The organism is Ruminococcus sp. 1001136sp1_2201st1_G3_2201SCRN_220225 (genome assembly GCF_040924365.1).
GTDB classification, from domain to species: Bacteria; Bacillota; Clostridia; order Lachnospirales; family Lachnospiraceae; genus Blautia_A; species Blautia_A faecis.
Genome location: NZ_JBCOME010000023.1, coordinates 1 through 16,188 on the forward strand (window position 1 = coordinate 1; position 16,188 = coordinate 16,188).

Genomic DNA, 16,188 nt, shown 5'->3' on the forward strand with positions numbered 1-16,188 from the left:
AAGTAACTGCAAGATGTTCGTCACAATTTGTGGGAGATTTCGCCCGAATGAGGGCGCCGTAATGGGCTACGGCAACCGAATTCAGGCAAAATATAACGCAAAGTGGGGCGTGCAGATTGCGATGTCACGGTCTTAATTCGACGAATCCTCCCGGATCAGCTTTCTCACAGCTTCAACAGCCACCTGGATTGCCATATCTGTATCATGCACAACCGGATTATCCAGTCCCAGCTTCTCTCTTTCCTGATTTGCAAGCACAAGGAAACAGGAGCCAGCTCTGGCACGAAGCTTGCCAGCTGCGATAAAAAGCGCTGCAGATTCCATTTCGGAAGCAAGACAGCCCATTTTCTTCCAGGCCTCCCATTTGTTGAGCAGCTCATAACCAACTGGCATTGCTTCAGGCTCATGCTGTCCGTAAAAAGCGTCTTTGCACTGGACAACACCTGTATGACAGGAAAGTCCTTTTTCTTTCGCAGCTGCCACAAGGGCGTTTGTCACGTCCAGATTAGCTACTGCCGGATACTCTATGGGGGCATATTCCCGGCTGGTTCCCTCCATACGGATGGCACCTGTGGCAATTACGATATCTCCGCTTTTTACCTCAGGCTGCATACCGCCGCAGGTTCCAATGCGGACAAAAGTATCTGCGCCGCACCGGGAAAGCTCTTCCATGGCAATGGAGGCAGACGGTCCGCCGATTCCGGTGGATGTCACGCTGACTTTCACGCCGTCCAGGGTTCCTGTATATGTGATATATTCTCTGTTGTCTGCAATGAGAACCGGGTTGTCAAAATACTGGGCAATTTTCACACACCTTTTCGGGTCTCCCGGCATGATCACATAGCGGCCAACTTCCCCCTTTGCAACCTGGATATGATACTGCCTGCTGGCATCTTCAGAATAGTTTTTCATAGTGTCACCTCTGTCCTTTATCGTACGGAATGCCTTCCGCCTTCGGTGCCCTGGAGTTCTTGGATACAAACACCAGAACGATCAGGGAAATAATATATGGGAACATGTTGTATAATGTGCTGGGAAGCTTCAAGGCTACCAGCGCATCAAATCCTGTGTATACGTTTGACAGCGCACGGAAAAGGCCGAACAGAAGAGCTGCCAGTCCGATGTTTACCGGCTTCCACTGTCCGAAGATCATAACAGCAAGGGCAAGGAAACCAAAGCCGGCAACTCCGTTCTCAAATTTCCACTCACTTACACCGGCAGTAATATAAACCAGTCCCCCAAGACCGCCAAGTGCACCGGAGATCAAAACGCCAGCGTAACGCATTTTAAAAACATTGATACCTACTGAATCGGCTGCCTGTGGATGCTCACCACATGCCATCAGACGAAGTCCGAATCTGGTCTTATAAAGTACCACATAAGAAGCAATGAGGATCAGCAGTGCAAAAAGCATGAACCAGCTGAATTCAAATTTTCCAATTCTTATCAGGAACGCTTTCTTGGCCACCTTGTAAGCAACTGTGGAAGAAACGTTGTCTGGATTTTCTGCCATGTTGATGGCTCTTACGATAACAACAGCTGCTGCCGGTCCAAGAAGATTCAGGGCCGTACCAACCAGTGTCTGGTCTGCATTGAAATGAATGGCAGCCACACCAAGGAGCAGGGAAAATATCATTCCCACAAGCACACTGGCCAGAACCACCAGAAGGATCACAACTGGTGCCGGAGCGGAATCCGGAAGATATTTCATCATCAGGGCACCGCCAAGTGCACCCATAACCATAATTCCCTCAAGACCAATGTTGATGACACCGCTGTGCTCGGAAAAACAGCCGCCAAGTGCTACGAGAATCAATACAGAAGCAAATATTAATGTATACTGAATCAATAATAACATTATTTTTCTCCTCCTTTTGCAGCTTTTTTCTCATCTCTCCTGTCGAGATAACGGTTTAACCAGAGTTTGAAGAAGAATACAAATCCACACAGATAAATGATAAACGCGGAGATCAGATCAGAGATCTGTGCACAATACATGGTCTTATCCACATAACTTCCACCACTTGTAATGTGCTGGATAAAATAAGAGGAAAAAATTGCTCCGATGGGATGAAGGCCGCCAAGGAAGGCTGCTGCGATTCCATTAAAGCCCATGCCCGGAACGGTTGTCTGCTGAACCATCCAGGTCTCAATTCCGCTGAGATAGAAAACAGCTGCACCAAGTCCTGCAAGGCCGCCAGCGATCATCATGGTTACAATGGTATTTCTCTTTTCTTTCATGCCGCAGTATTTTGCAGCATTTTTGTTCATACCTGTTGCGCGAAGCTCAAAACCGAATTTTGTTTTTTCCAGAAGTACCCACACTATGATCGCCATTACCACAGAAATAATAAGACCGATGGATACGAATTTGTTGCCAGAAAAGATCTCGTCCAGTCCACAGTTAGGAAGAAGAGCGCTCTTATTGCCGCTAGAAAGATCTACAGTGTATGGAGTAGACTCGGATTTCACCTGGGTAAGAAGCATATTCACCACATACAGGGAAATCCAGTTCAGCATGATACAGGAAATAACCTCGTTTACATTGAAGTAAGCCTTCAGTGCACCGGAGATGCCGCCTACCAGGGCTGCGATCACAATTGCTGCGATCATGCATACATACCAGGGCATGCCAAGTTTTAATGCAAAATACAGAGAAGCTCCGGCTCCAACTACATACTGTCCTGCTGCTCCAATGTTAAAAAGTCCAACCTTGTAAGCAAACAGAACGGACAGGGAACACATCAGAAGTGCGGAAGCCTTTACCAGTGTGGTTCCCATATACTTCATCATAGCCTTCTGGCTTGGATAGTAAAAATAATTCTTGATAATTGCAGTAATCGCACCCGCAGCTCCTGCAGGATTGATAATAAGAAGTACCAGATAACCGATGAGAAGACCGATCACAATGCATAAAAGAGAGGCAATGATGGTCTGAACCGCATTGTTTCTCAGAATGCTTTCTTTCTTTTTGGATTCATTATTCATTGCTCTTCGTCTCCTTTCTCTTCGATCCTGCCATGTAAAGGCCAAGTTCCTCTACGGTTACTTTCTTCGGGTCAAATTCTCCTACAATTTCTCCTTCGTACATTACCAGAATCCGGTCTGATACATTCATAACCTCATCCAGCTCCAGACTGATCAGAAGAACGCCTTTCCCTGCATCTCTTGCCTGTACCAGCTGTTTGTGAACATGCTTGATTGCTCCAACATCCAGACCACGGGTAGGCTGAACTGCAATCAAAAGCTCCGGATTCTTGTCGATCTCACGGGCAATGATTGCTTTCTGCTGGTTTCCACCAGACATGGATCTTGCCTTGGTGATGGCACCTTGACCGGAACGGATATCGTACTGTTCGATCAGACGGTTGGCATATCTGCGAATCTCTTTGCGTTTCAAAAAGCCAAATTTATTGGTGAACTGTGGTTCGAAATATCTCTGAAGAACGATGTTGTCTTCCAGGGAATAATCAAGTACCAGACCATGCTTGTGACGGTCTTCCGGGATATGACTCATACCGGAGGTAAGGCGCTCACGGATTGGCATGTGAGTAATGTCTTTTCCATTCATAGTGATGGTGCCGCTTTTCAGTGGCTCCAGACCGGAAAGCCCATAGACAAATTCAGTCTGGCCATTTCCGTCGATTCCGGCGATACATACGATCTCACCTCTGTGGACCTGAAGAGAAACGCCGTTGACTGCGTTATTCTTATGATGCTTGGAAGCAACCACCATATCCTTGATATCCAGAACAACTTCACCGGGCTTTGCTTCTTCTTTCTCTACAACGAAGTTTACGTCTCGTCCAACCATCATGGCGGAAAGCTTCTCCGGGTTAGTATCCCTGATGTCTACGGTTCCGATGCATTTTCCCTTACGAAGAACGGTACAGCGGTCTGCAACCTGCATGATCTCACCAAGCTTGTGGGTAATGAACAGAATGCTTTTGCCCTCTGCTGCCAGGTTCTTCATGATCTGCATCAATTTCTGAATCTCCTGCGGGGTAAGTACTGCAGTAGGCTCATCAAAGATCAGGATCTCGTTGTCACGGTAAAGCATTTTCAGGATCTCGGTTCTCTGCTGCATACCTACTGTGGTATCCTCGATAATGGCATCCGGGTCTACAGAAAGACCATATTTTTCGGAAAGGGCCATAACCTTTTTACGCGCGCCCTCTTTCTGAAGGAAACCGTTTTTTGTGGTCTCAACGCCAAGGATAATATTATCCAGAACACTGAAGCATTCTATCAATTTGAAATGCTGATGTACCATTCCAATGCCCAGGTCATTTGCATCGTTTGGATCTTTGATTTCAACTTTCTTTCCATCTTTGTGGATCTCGCCCTCTTCCGGCTGATACAGACCAAACAGAACGCTCATCAAAGTGGATTTACCTGCTCCATTTTCGCCAAGCAGAGCGTGGATCTCACCTTTTTTTAACTGAAGTGTGATATTGTCATTTGCGATGATTCCGGGAAAACGCTTGGTTATTCCCAGCATTTCAATTGCATATTCACTCATCTTCGCTTTCTCCTTTTTTCATGGCAAAGTCGCAGACAGAAAGCACAAGTAATAAAACGGTTACTGATCACTTCATTCACCAAAAACCTCTCGAGTGAACAGTACTATAAGTCTTATTATGACGGCACTTACGTAAAAAAGGGGAGTGGCCACTGCTCACTCCCCTTTTTCTCACTGCATGGCCATTCTTCATGTTAAGACCAGTCTGCTTTCCTGTCGGAACCCTACCCGTGATTTATAATTGCATTTACTATGCGGAGTAGTTGGTTGTCTTATTTGATGCTGCCGTAATCATTTACTGTGATCTCAGTCTCTGGCATTGCTGTGATGTCGCTGCTTACTTCAATCTCGCCATTGTATAATTTCTTTACAAGATCTTTGTAATCATCTACAGTGAAATTGTCATCCCACTGGGTTGTCTCCATTGGGAGCTGTACATAGTTGTCTTCCGGGTTCTCAGATACAAGACCAAGGTTGTCGATCTTTCCAGCGTAATCAGATTCCCAATTGCCATCCTTGATCGCATCAAGTGCAGTCTTTACTGTCGGTGCAAGACCCTTCATAGCGGATGTAACAGTGATGTCCTCGCCGATGATTCCGGACTGGTCAGAGTCAACACCGATTACCTTGCCGTCAACCTTTGCTGCTGCTTCTGCTGCAGATGTGTAGATTCCACCGCCGCATGCGAATACAACTTCAACGCCCTTGCTTCCGTACCAGGTATCCATGTAAGCTGTGATGTCTGCATCACCGTAGAACTGTCCGCCGCATACATACTCAAGCTCAACGTCACTTGTGATTCCAAGCTCTTTGGCTGCTTCGTCCACGCCCTGAACATATCCATATCCAAAACGGGTAACAGCCGGTACAGACATACCGCCGAGGAATCCAAGATGCTTGTATCCAAGCTTCACAGCTGCATATCCAGCCATGTATCCGGAGATCTCTTCCTGATAAGTACAGCAGTAAACATTGTCTGCATTGTAGTAATCGGTCACTTCATAATCATCCGGATTGTAGGTGTATCCTTCGCCAACACCCTTCTCACAGATATCGCCTGCACTTACGTCTGGTGCAATAAACTTCACGTCCGGATACATCTCAGACTGCTCTACGATAGTAGCTGCGAACATATATCCCGGAAGCACGATCACGTTAGCTCCATCTGCTACAGCCTGGTCAACACTTGCGTTACGTGCCTCATCAGAGTCGCTCTCTGGTTTATAATAGTTGAACTCAGAACCATTCTCTTCGGACCACGCCTTACATGCCTCGTAAGTGGTCTGGTTAAAGCTCTGGTCTGTAATATCACCGGAGTCAGTTACCATGGCGATCTTCATATCTCCAGCCTCAGCCTTCACCTCTGTCACTCCGTAAGCTGGTGCAAGGGAAAGTGCCATTGCACCTGCAAGAACCATAGCTGCAATTCTTTTCTTCATATTATTTTTCCTCCTTTTTTGAAATTGGCTTTGTTATCTCTACAATGACATATGTCTCACTTTTAAAACAGGACACATGTCCCTTTTTTTATATTTATTTTCATTTTCGTACAAAAAGGATATTTTTTCAAGTGTTTTTTAGTATATTTTTTTATATTTGTTTTTTTGTCAAAAGACATATGTCTCTTTTTTTATTTTCCGTATCATATATTTTGCCTTAATGATATTTATGCATCCGCACATAATAGCTGATACATAAAATCACAGTAGCTCCGCTCCATGCTGCAATCTCCGCAAAGAAAATACCGTCCTGCCCGATAAAATGGGGAAGAATTAGCGCAGCACTGATACGCATGACAAATTCGGCCATACCACTTACCATAGGCATTAACGTATCTCCCAGTCCCTGCAGTGCAGATCTGTACACATACAGGAAGTACAACACCCAGAGCATGGCAGCCATAATAGAAAGGTATTTAAAAGCAATTGCAAGTACCTCCTGTGTCTGCTGCGGTTCACCTGAGATGAAAAGTGAGAGGATATTTTTTCCAAATAAAAACATGGCAGCAGAAATGATCAGTGAGGTAAGCAGCGAAAGCAGCATACTGCTGCGGACACCTTTCCTGATCCTGTCGATCCTTCTGGCTCCCAGATTCTGGCCCACATAAGTAACGATGGCATATCCATAAGAAATCGCTGCCATTTCCAACAGACCATAAAGCTTGTTTGTAGCTGTAAATCCTGCCACAAAAAGAAAGCCATAGCCATTGATCACGTACTGGACTACCAGACCGCCTACACCGATAATGATATTCTGAAATACAACAGGAATACCAAGCTTCATCAGACGGGCATTCATTCCTGCGGCAGACATAAAATCTGCTCTGGACAGATGAACAATATCAATTCTGCGTAAAATCAGGAAACAGTACACGGCAGAAAAACTCTGCGCAATCACAGTTGCGATTGCTGCCCCTGCCACACCCCATCCGAAGCCTGCCACAAAAAGGATATCCAATGAAATATTCAGTACAGATGCGATGATCATTGCCGTTAATGGTGTTTTACTGTTTCCCATAGCCCTTAAAGCAGCGGCAAACATATTATAAGCTGCAGTAGCCGGGATTCCGCAGAAAATAATACGCAGATATAATAATGACATTCCAATAATATTGGAAGGTGTATGCAGCCCTGTTAATACCAGTGCAGCAAAGGACTGGCTGAGAATGAATACTCCCACTGCGATGAATGCAGTCAGCCGGTAACTGTGTGCCAGAGATTTACGCAGATTTTCAAAATCCTTTGCACCATAATACTGGGAGAGCTGAATAGAAAATCCCTGAGTGAGACCAGTAGATATTCCTGTGACAACCCACATCAGAAAGTCAACCGCGCCCAGTGCTGCAAGAGCCTCCACACCTGCAATCTGGCCAACGACCATAGTATCCACCATTGTATAAAGCTGCTGACAGATATTCCCCAACATCAAGGGAATTGCAAAAAGAATGATCAATCTCCCCGGCGAACCGGAGGTCATATCCTGAATCTTGGTTTTCATTAGTATAAAATTTCCTTTCTGGAGTATATTCCTGAAACAAAAAAACCTTGAAGAACCGTATTTCTACAATTCTCCAAGGCAATTTTTACGCTTGGACACATATCATACTGAAGTATGACTTAAATATATATTCAGAATAAATTATTTATTCTTCTGAGCGATAGCTGCCTGAGCTGCTGCCAGACGAGCAACCGGTACACGGAATGGTGAGCAGGATACATAGTCAAGACCGATCTTGTTGCAGAACTCTACAGAAGATGGATCTCCACCGTGCTCTCCACAGATTCCGATGTGAAGGTTCGGGTTAACTGGCTTACCAAGTTTGATAGCCATATCCATAAGCTTACCAACGCCAACCTGATCCAGTTTTGCAAATGGATCGTTCTCGAAGATCTTAGCGTCATAGTATGCGTTAAGGAATTTACCAGCGTCATCACGGGAGAAGCCGTATGTCATCTGAGTTAAGTCGTTGGTACCGAAGCAGAAGAAGTCAGCCTCAGAAGCGATCTGGTCAGCTGTAAGAGCTGCACGTGGGATCTCGATCATTGTACCTACTTCATATTTCAGATCTACGCCTGCTGCTGCGATCTCAGCGTCAGCTGTCTCAACAACAAACTTCTTAACATATTTAAGCTCTTTGATATCACCTACTAACGGGATCATGATCTCTGGGCAGATATTCCAGTCAGCGTGAGCTTTCTTTACATTGATAGCTGCACGGATAACTGCTGTTGTCTGCATCTTAGCGATCTCTGGGTAAGTAACTGCCAGACGGCATCCACGATGTCCCATCATTGGGTTGAACTCATGAAGAGAATTGATGATAGTCTTGATCTCTTCTACAGTCTTGCCCTGAGCGTCAGCAAGCTTCTTGATGTCATCCTCTTCTGTAGGAACGAACTCATGAAGCGGCGGATCCAGGAAACGGATTGTTACAGGGTTGCCCTCGAGAGCCTCGAACAGACCTTCGAAGTCTTCCTGCTGATATGGAAGAACCTTAGCAAGTGCTGCTTCTCTCTCCTCAGCTGTTGTGGAGCAGATCATCTCACGGAATGCATCGATACGTCCCTCACCGAAGAACATATGCTCTGTACGGCAAAGACCGATACCTTCAGCACCAAGCTCAACTGCTTTCTTAGCGTCAGCAGGAGTATCAGCGTTTGTACGAACTTTCATTGTTCTGTACTTGTCAGCCCAAGCCATGATACGTCCGAACTCACCAGCGATTGTAGCGTCTACTGTCGGGATGATTCCGTCGTAGATGTTACCTGTTGTACCATCGATGGAAAGGAAATCTCCCTCGTGGAACTCTTTGCCAGCAAGTGTAAATTTCTTATTAGCTTCGTCCATAGCGATATCACCGCATCCGGATACACAGCACTCACCCATACCACGGGCAACTACTGCTGCATGAGATGTCATACCACCACGAACTGTCAGGATACCTTCAGCAGATTTCATACCTGTGATATCCTCTGGGGATGTCTCAAGACGAACAAGGATAACCTTCTCGCCTCTCTCAGCCCACTCTACAGCGTCATCAGCTGTGAATACGATCTTACCACAAGCAGCTCCTGGAGAAGCTCCAAGACCTTTGCCCATTGGTGTAGCAGCTTTCAGAGCCTTAGCGTCGAACTGCGGATGAAGAAGAGTATCAAGGTTACGAGGATCGATCATAGCTACTGCTTCTTCCTCTGTTCTCATTCCCTCATCAACAAGGTCACAAGCGATCTTCAGAGCAGCCTGAGCGGTTCTCTTACCATTACGTGTCTGCAGCATGTATAACTGGCCATGCTCAACAGTGAACTCCATATCCTGCATATCTCTGTAGTGTGTCTCCAGAGTATGGCAAACTTCTGTAAATTTCTTGAATGCTTCCGGGAACTTCTGCTCCATCTCAGCGATGTGCATAGGTGTACGAACACCAGCAACAACGTCCTCACCCTGTGCATTGGTAAGGAACTCACCGAACAGACCTTTGTTTCCTGTAGCTGGGTCTCTTGTAAATGCAACACCAGTACCACAGTCATCACCCATGTTACCGAATGCCATCATCTGTACGTTAACAGCTGTACCCCAGGAATATGGGATATCGTTGTCACGACGATATACGTTGGCACGTGGGTTGTCCCAGGAACGGAATACGGCTTTGATTGCACCAACTAACTGCTCTTTCGGGTCAGCCGGGAAATCGGAACCGATTTTTTCTTTATATTCAGCCTTGAACTGCATAGCAAGTTCTTTAAGGTCGTCAGCTGTAAGCTCAACGTCAAGTTTAACGCCTCTTTCAGCTTTCATTTTGTCGATAAGCTCTTCGAAATATTTCTTACCAACTTCCATAACTACGTCAGAGTACATCTGGATAAATCTTCTGTAGCAGTCCCAAGCCCAACGTGGGTTGCCGGATTTCTCAGATAATACAGCTACAACGTCTTCATTTAAACCAAGGTTCAGGATAGTATCCATCATACCTGGCATAGAAGCTCTTGCGCCTGAACGAACGGAAACAAGCAGAGGATTCTCGATGTCACCGAATTTCTTTCCGGTAACTCCTTCCATCTTGGTGATTGCTTCCATGATCTGACCCATGATCTCGTCGTTGATCTGTCTTCCATCCTCATAGTACTGAGTACAAGCTTCAGTAGTGATTGTAAATCCCTGAGGTACAGGAAGTCCAAGGTTTGTCATCTCAGCAAGGTTAGCACCTTTACCACCCAGAAGGTTTCTCATATCAGCGTTACCTTCTGTAAACATGTAAACCCATTTTGCCATTTTACATTTTCCTCCTAAAAATTTGTTCATTGGTAACTGTTCAGTATCTTCACAGTTACTTTCATAAACATAAACTATGTTTTATACGCACATAGTTATTTTATAGGCTTATTCGTCATTCGTCAAGGTAATTCTGGCAAAAAACAGTCAATTTTTTATCATTTTCTCAATTTTTCTTTTTTCTTCCAGTATTCAGCACCAGATGACGGGGAACACCATTTACCATGATCGGCTGATAATCGCCCTGGATCAGTGGTTTAATATAGTCGATAAAGTCCTTGGTCACATTATTTGCATCCTTGTTCATCCAGTTTCTCGGAACCAGCTTCTCTTCATTGGCGATTCGGTGTACATCGTAAATTCCAGTAGCTGCCATATATGGATCGTCGGATACACGGTCGATGACTACCATCTTGCCGGTGTCACCTTCATCTGCTGCCTTTACGGCTGCACCGCCAACCATCATAGCCTCATCAATATCCACCCGGGATGCCATATGGGAAGCGCTTCTCTGAAGGGTGGAAAGCTCTACGGCACGGGTCTTGCAGCCGCACTCTGCTGCCAGGAAATTCGCCAGATAGGTGGCAGTTCCCTGCAGCTGCTTGTGTCCAAATGCGTCCACATAATCTCCTACGCTTCCAAGCTCGCAGACATAGCGTCCGTCAGCCAGCTTGATTCCTTCGGATACAGCAATGACAACGGAGGATTTCTTTTTCAGAAGGTCTTTCACTTTTGCGAGGAATTTCTCAATATCAAAGGGAACCTCCGGAAGGTAAATGAGATCTGGTCCTTCGCAGTCTTCTGACTTGGAAAGTGCAGTGGCGCCTGTAAGCCAGCCCGCATTTCTTCCCATGATTTCCATAATGGTAATCATATTTTTCTTATAGGTGAGACCTTCTGCGTCACGGATCACTTCCTTGGTGGAAGCTGCTATATACTTGGCTGCACTTCCGAAGCCTGGGGTATGATCGGTAAGTGCAAGGTCATTGTCAATGGTCTTCGGAACACCAAGGAATTTCTGGGTCTGTCCGGTAATGATGGCATAATCAGACAGCTTCTTGATGGTATCCATGGAATCATTTCCGCCGATGTAGATAAATGCATAGATCTCCAGTTTGTTCAGAATATCGAAGATTTTCTCATAGATAGCTCTGTCTTCGTGGATTTCCGGAAGCTTATAACGGCAGGAACCAAGAAATGCGGACGGAGTCCTTTTCAGAAGCTCAATGTCAAGCTCGGAATGGATCTGGGTAGAAAGGTCGATATACTGCTCGTCAAGCAGCCCCTGGATTCCGTGAAGCATTCCATATACCTTGTCAAAGCCACGCTCTACTGCATTCTTGTATACGCCTGCAAGACTGGAATTAATTACAGATGTTGGGCCGCCGGACTGTCCTACAATAATATTTCTTTTCTTTGCCATGGTGGTATTCCTCCTCTATTTCGAATGGATGTGGGTGTCGAAAATCTCTATGTCATTCACCCTATAATTGTATAGTTTACCAAAGGCATATGGCAAAGTCAATGTGATATTGTACGTTTTGCATATTTAATTATGTTTTTATGTCGTTTTTATATGAATTATTTATATTTCGGACAAATAATGCAATTTTTTAATGGTGAAATTTACAGATATAGTGATATAATGGAGAAAACGCGCTCTGTGGAGCTCTGCAGGCAGAATTCGCGCTCCACATATAACATCACACATGGAGGTTTTACATCATGAAAAGAGTTTTGGAAAATGACTTTCTGAAAGTGGCCATTGACGACCATGGGGCTGAGCTGGTCAGCATTTATGACAAAGAGAAAGACCGTGAGGTGATCTGGCAGGGAGATCCCAGGTTCTGGGGACGTCATGCGCCGGTTCTTTTTCCAAATGTAGGAAAGCATTATGGAAATCATTACCGGATCGGTGATAAGGAATATGCTTCCAAGCAGCATGGCTTTGCCCGTGACACAGATTTCACATGTATTGATTCCACACTGGATTCCGTAACCCACCAGATTCGTTCTACAGAAGAGACCAAAGAGGTTTATCCTTTTGATTTCGTGCTCCGCATCCGTCATATTCTGAAGGGGCGCACCCTTACAGTCAGCTGGAAGGTAGCAAATAACAGTGACACGGATATGTATTTCGCCATCGGCGGACATCCGGCATTTCGTGTACCGGTTCTGCCGGATACCAGAAGAAGTGATTACCGTCTTACCTTTGACGGACAGGAAAGCCTTACATACCTTCTTCTTGATCCGGAGAGCGGCACGGCCAAGGCTGAGGAAAAGGCCACTCTGAAGCTGGAAAATAGCACCTGCCAGATTGAGGATCACATGTTTGACCACGATGCACTGGTATTTGACAATCAGATCACAAGGGCCGGCATCCAGCTGCCAGACGGCACTCCTTATCTGGAGCTGCGCTGTGTGGGATTCCCCAATTTCGGGATCTGGTCAGCTTCCCAGGATGCCCCATTTGTCTGCCTGGAGCCATGGATGGGACGCTGCGATGATTGCGGATTCACAGGAGATCTGTCGGAGAAACCATTTATCAATCAACTGAAAATGGATGAGATGTTTGAAACGGCATATACTATTGAAATATTCTAAATCGTGTTTGAAAAGGGCTTTCTGCAAGATGTTCGTCACAATTTGTGGGAGATCATGCCCGGATGAGGGCGCCGCAGCGGGCTACGCAACCGAATTTGGGCAAAATATACTGCAAAGCGAGGCGTGCAGATTGTGGGAATGATTTTTCAGACACATTCTAAGCAGAGCAAAAAAATATCGGTACACTTCCGCGCTTCTGGAAGTGTACCGATATTTTATTCACTCACTTTTCAGTTTCATAAGGCATCCTCAGTTTTTCCCCAGATTGTGTCTGAAAAAGGCTTTCTGCAAGATGTTCGTCACAATTTGCGAGAATGATTTTTCAAACAGGCTCTAGCATTAGCGTAAACTGCCACCATCACCACAGTAACCGCAAACACAAACATCATCCCATACTGATGGTATCCCTTTGCAAGCAGGCTCCTTCTGCCTTTAAAGCATCTGGACAAGGCCTGCAGGACCGCGTAGTGAAGAACATAGATAAGCATGGAATAGTCTTTTCCCACTTTTGCCAATGCTCTGGTAAGAGAATTCTCCACATAAAAATTCTGCCAGCCAACAAAAAGAAGAAAGATGCAGATTGCCAGAAAAATGGTTCCGGCATACTCTTCCTGGCTTCCCAGGGCATTTCGCTTTTCCAGCCACTTCTGCTCCATAACAGCCATATTCCAGAAAACAGGAAGTCCACACAGCAAAAATCCCATTTTCTTCCTGTCCAGAAAGCTAAGAAGAGCCTCCTTTCTGGATCCAAACCAGCAGCCCAGCCAGAAAAAGGGAAGTCCGCAGTACAGAAAGTTCCTTGCATAATAAATATGACAGTCTTCTTTTCCCACAAAAAACAGGGAATAGCTTCCCTTTATGAGACTTCCCGCCAACAGCACCGGAATCGCCAGATAAGCCAGCTTTCTCAGTCCCAGATGTTCTACAATAAAAGCAATTACAAGCACATAGAGAAGTGCCTGCAGATACCACAGGTGCGGTGAAAGCGGGGAAAAATTCCACAAAATAAAATCCTCCGGAACTCTTTCCTCAAACCTTGCAAGCAGTGCTTCTTTTATATTTTCTCTTTTCTCAACTGCCAGAAGGATTTCCCATAGCAGGTAAAACAGATTTGCGCCAATGGTAATGGTGAAAATTTTGCCAAACTGCTTCAGTTCCCGTTTCTTCGCCACTGTTTCCGGGTAAAAGAATCCGGTGATCATAAAAAACACAGGCACTGCAAAACGGCACAGGATCAGGAATTCATCTCCCCCCTGTATTTCCAGAGGCTTGTGGATCTCAACCACTGCAATAGCAGCCAGGCATTTCAAAATATCAATACACGTCCAACGTCTTTTTTTCATTTCCTCGTAACTCCAATAACTGCTGTTCCGGGCAAATACGGACAGCAAAAGGACCAACCATCTGATTTCAGAAAGTCAGCCCTTTTATTACTTTATATACACTCCACGCGGTTTCCACACGCTGCTGCGGCATTTTCAGATTCCTGTTATATGAGGATTCTGAACTGCCTGTCACATAAATCAGAATGTAAATTTATCTGCGAAGTAAGCATCCAGCTCATCAATCTTAATACGAACCTGCTCCATGGAATCACGGTCACGGACAGTTACCATTCCGTCAGTTTCGGAATCGAAATCGTAGGTTACGCAGAACGGAGTACCGATCTCGTCCTGTCTTCTGTAACGTTTACCGATGTTTCCACGATCATCAAATTCGCAGTTGTATTTCTTTGATAACTGAGCGTAGATTTTCTCAGCGCCCTCGTTCAGCTTCTTGGAAAGCGGAAGCACACCGATCTTAACCGGTGCAAGTGCCGGATGGAAGTGAAGGACTGTACGAACGTCGTTCTTCTCTGCATCCAGAACCTCCTCATCATATGCACTGCAAAGGAATGCAAGAACCACACGGTCAGCACCAAGTGACGGCTCGATTACATATGGGATATATTTCTGCTTCTTCTCATCATCGAAGTAAGTAAGATCCTGTCCGGATACATTCTGGTGCTGGGTAAGGTCGTAGTCTGTTCTATCTGCGATTCCCCAAAGCTCGCCCCATCCAAACGGGAAAAGGAACTCAACGTCTGTAGTAGCCTTGCTGTAGAAGCTCAGCTCTTCCTTGTCATGGTCACGGTAACGTACTTCCTCATCCTTCAGTCCAAGAGAATGCAGCCAGTTCAGGCAGAAGCTCTTCCAGTATGCAAACCACTCAAGGTCTGTGTCCGGCTCGCAGAAGAACTCAAGCTCCATCTGCTCGAACTCACGGGTACGGAATGTGAAGTTACCAGGTGTGATCTCGTTACGGAAGGATTTACCGATCTGACCGATACCAAATGGAATCTTCTTACGGGATGTTCTCTGTACGTTCTTGAAGTTTACAAAAATACCCTGTGCTGTCTCAGGTCTTAAATATACAGTATTCTTAGCATCCTCAGTTACGCCCTGGAAGGTCTTGAACATCAGGTTGAACTGACGGATATCTGTGAAATTGTGTTTGCCACAGGAAGGACATGGAACATTATGCTCTTCGATGAAATTCTTCATCTCTTCCTGAGACCATCCGTCTACAGAGCTCTCAAGCTCAATGCCGTGCTCCTGGCTGTAGTCCTCGATGATCTTGTCTGCGCGGAAACGCTCATGGCACTCTTTACAATCCATAAGCGGATCAGAGAAGCTTCCCAGATGTCCGGATGCGACCCAGGTCTGCGGGTTCATCAGGATGGCACAGTCAACACCTACGTTGTACGGAGACTCCTGAATGAATTTCTGCCACCATGCGCGCTTTACGTTATTCTTAAGCTCTACGCCAAGGTTGCCGTAATCCCATGTATTCGCAAGACCTCCATAGATCTCAGAACCCGGGTAAACAAATCCTCTTGCTTTTGCCAGAGCAATAATCTTGTCCATTGTTTTTTCCATGATATCTCTCCTCATTGTTTGATAGATGATTTTCTAATATTATACTCGCAACTTTTCTTTTTGTAAAGTTATACCGCGTACTCAATTCCGTACATTCTGCCGCAAAAACACAATTTCCGCACTTTTGAACAGCAAATCATGTGCTGCTATCGAAGTATAGAGCAAAGCACGTTAATCAGCTTTCCTGTTATGTGCAACATCCAATCCACTTACATCATAACTTCTAATATCTGCAAACTCTTAAATTTCTTATCCGTATTCCCTGCCACATAAGGCTGAATATGCCGTTCCAGCTCCCACAGCACCTCATCGGTCACTGTAAAGCTGTATAGCTTCGTCATGGGCGAGCTTACAATGTACTGCATGGTATAAAGT

General features: G+C 45.4%; 14 protein-coding genes and 1 pseudogene. 3 read left to right on the top strand and 12 right to left on the bottom strand.

Annotated elements, in window-relative coordinates; translation table 11 throughout:
* Positions 1–94, bottom strand: a 94-nt coding sequence (locus AB5642_RS09080) for a DUF6783 domain-containing protein (protein ID WP_334297251.1), incomplete at its 3' end; no start/stop codon positions are given.
* Here AB5642_RS09080 and AB5642_RS09085 point away from each other — a divergent pair.
* Positions 62–136 carry a DUF6783 domain-containing protein gene (locus AB5642_RS09085; RefSeq protein WP_334285891.1) on the top strand — a complete coding sequence of 25 codons (75 nt, stop codon included), beginning with the start codon at positions 62–64 and terminating at the stop codon, positions 134–136. The genes AB5642_RS09080 and AB5642_RS09085 overlap by 33 nt on opposite strands.
* On the opposite strand, the gene udp is transcribed toward AB5642_RS09085, so the two are convergent.
* From udp to AB5642_RS09125, 8 genes are all read right to left on the bottom strand, one after another.
* On the bottom strand, positions 133–912 hold the full coding sequence (udp, locus tag AB5642_RS09090) for a uridine phosphorylase (RefSeq protein WP_118578624.1): 780 nt from the start codon (positions 910–912) through the stop codon (positions 133–135). The genes AB5642_RS09085 and udp overlap by 4 nt on opposite strands.
* A gap of 4 nt (positions 913–916) precedes the next feature.
* Positions 917–1,858, bottom strand: a complete 942-nt coding sequence (locus AB5642_RS09095) for an ABC transporter permease (protein WP_173719035.1) — start codon at positions 1,856–1,858, stop codon at positions 917–919.
* Positions 1,858–2,988: an ABC transporter permease gene (locus tag AB5642_RS09100; protein ID WP_173719036.1), complete on the bottom strand. Its 1,131-nt coding sequence runs from the start codon at positions 2,986–2,988 to the stop codon at positions 1,858–1,860. The genes AB5642_RS09095 and AB5642_RS09100 overlap by 1 nt, the downstream gene beginning before the upstream one ends.
* Complete coding sequence (locus AB5642_RS09105; RefSeq protein ID WP_368371553.1) at positions 2,981–4,522, bottom strand: ABC transporter ATP-binding protein; 1,542 nt, start codon at positions 4,520–4,522, stop codon at positions 2,981–2,983. The genes AB5642_RS09100 and AB5642_RS09105 overlap by 8 nt, the downstream gene beginning before the upstream one ends.
* A 272-nt stretch (positions 4,523–4,794) precedes the next feature.
* Positions 4,795–5,961 (bottom strand): BMP family protein, encoded by a 1,167-nt coding sequence (locus AB5642_RS09110; protein ID WP_118578632.1) that lies wholly within the window; start codon positions 5,959–5,961, stop codon positions 4,795–4,797.
* A 217-nt stretch (positions 5,962–6,178) separates the two neighbouring features.
* Entirely contained in the window at positions 6,179–7,519 is a 1,341-nt protein-coding gene (locus AB5642_RS09115) for an MATE family efflux transporter (protein WP_173719038.1), read from the bottom strand.
* A gap of 141 nt (positions 7,520–7,660) precedes the next feature.
* Complete coding sequence (gene ppdK, locus AB5642_RS09120; RefSeq protein WP_148462324.1) at positions 7,661–10,291, bottom strand: pyruvate, phosphate dikinase; 2,631 nt, start codon at positions 10,289–10,291, stop codon at positions 7,661–7,663.
* A gap of 166 nt (positions 10,292–10,457) precedes the next feature.
* Complete coding sequence (locus tag AB5642_RS09125) at positions 10,458–11,714, bottom strand: 6-phosphofructokinase (RefSeq protein ID WP_148462325.1); 1,257 nt, start codon at positions 11,712–11,714, stop codon at positions 10,458–10,460.
* A 302-nt stretch (positions 11,715–12,016) separates the two neighbouring features.
* Here AB5642_RS09125 and AB5642_RS09130 point away from each other — a divergent pair, with 302 nt between their 5' ends.
* Complete coding sequence (locus tag AB5642_RS09130; RefSeq protein WP_148462326.1) at positions 12,017–12,895, top strand: aldose 1-epimerase family protein; 879 nt, start codon at positions 12,017–12,019, stop codon at positions 12,893–12,895.
* 28 nt (positions 12,896–12,923) lie between these two features.
* Positions 12,924–13,006: pseudogene (locus AB5642_RS09135) on the top strand (DUF6783 domain-containing protein); the annotation flags it as partial.
* 112 nt (positions 13,007–13,118) lie between these two features.
* Here AB5642_RS09135 and AB5642_RS09140 read toward each other — a convergent pair.
* The 3 genes from AB5642_RS09140 to AB5642_RS09150 all read right to left on the bottom strand — a co-directional run bounded on the left by AB5642_RS09140 (position 13,119) and on the right by AB5642_RS09150 (position 15,813).
* Entirely contained in the window at positions 13,119–13,214 is a 96-nt protein-coding gene (locus AB5642_RS09140) for a DUF6783 domain-containing protein (RefSeq protein WP_368361405.1), read from the bottom strand.
* Positions 13,195–14,238: an acyltransferase gene (locus AB5642_RS09145; RefSeq protein ID WP_173716885.1), complete on the bottom strand. Its 1,044-nt coding sequence runs from the start codon at positions 14,236–14,238 to the stop codon at positions 13,195–13,197. The genes AB5642_RS09140 and AB5642_RS09145 overlap by 20 nt, the downstream gene beginning before the upstream one ends.
* A gap of 180 nt (positions 14,239–14,418) precedes the next feature.
* Positions 14,419–15,813 (bottom strand): glycine--tRNA ligase, encoded by a 1,395-nt coding sequence (locus tag AB5642_RS09150; protein ID WP_173719039.1) that lies wholly within the window; start codon positions 15,811–15,813, stop codon positions 14,419–14,421.
* Positions 15,814–16,188 lie beyond the last annotated feature (375 nt).